Source organism: Rhizobacter sp. P1_G5 (genome assembly GCF_056405435.1).
In genome coordinates, this window is the sequence record NZ_JBFUCB010001085.1 from 1 (window position 1) to 962 (window position 962).

Genomic DNA, 962 nt, shown 5'->3' on the forward strand with positions numbered 1-962 from the left:
GACCGACACCGCCGACCACGCCGACTACGTGCTGCCGGCCACCACGCAGTTGGAGCACCTGGACGTGCACACCAGCTACGGCCACACCTACGTGCTGATCAACGAGGCGGCGATCGCGCCGGTGGGCGAGGCGAAGCCGAACACGCAGATCTTCCGCGAGCTCGCGGCGCGCATGGGCTTCGATGCCCCGTGCTTCAGCGACAGCGACGAAGCGCTGGCGCGCCAGGCCTTCCGCCGCGATGTCGTCGACTTCGACGAACTGCGCGAGAAGCACTGGGTGAAGCTGCAGATCGCGGAAGCACCGTTCGCGAACGGCGGCTTCCCGACCGCGAGCGGCCGTTGCACGATCGATGCGCCGGGCTGGGGCGTGCCCGACCACGTGCCGAACTACGAATCGGCCCGTTCGACGCCCGAGCTCGCGAAGCGCTATCCGCTCGCGATGATCTCGCCGCCGGCGCGCAATTTCCTGAACTCCAGCTTCGTCAACGTGCAGAGCCTGCGCGACATCGAGGGCGAGCCGGTGCTGGAGATCCATGCCGACGATGCGCAGCGCCGTGGCATCGCCGGTGGCGAGCTGGTGCGGGTGTTCAACGACCGCGGCGAGTACTGGTGCAAGGCGGTGGTAAGCCAGCGTGCACGGCCCGGTGTCGTCAACGGCCTGGGCATCTGGTGGCGCAAGCTGGGGGTGCGTGGCAGCAACGTCAACGAGCTGACGCACCAGCGGCTGACCGACCTGGGGCGCGCCCCGAGCTTCTACGACTGCCTCGTGGACGTGTCGCGGGAATGACGCAGGCCGGCCGCGCGGCCGGTGACGGGGTTCACGATTTCCGGCGATGTCTTCGGCGGTGTCGCCCCCGGGACAGATGTCCATCGAGGTTGTCCCCAGAGTGGCTGCTTTCGCCTGGAGTCGTTGCGATGAAGCGTCGGTTGTTCTTGCGTTCGTGTGTGCAGGGGATGGCGGC

At 68.1% G+C, this 962-nt stretch carries 1 protein-coding gene; it reads left to right on the forward strand.

Features of this window, described 5'->3' with window-relative positions:
• Positions 1 to 787, forward strand: a 787-nt coding sequence (locus tag AC1D12_RS34175) for a molybdopterin-containing oxidoreductase family protein (RefSeq protein WP_477845502.1), incomplete at its 5' end; no start/stop codon positions are given.
• Between the last annotated feature and the right edge of the window lie 175 nt (positions 788 to 962).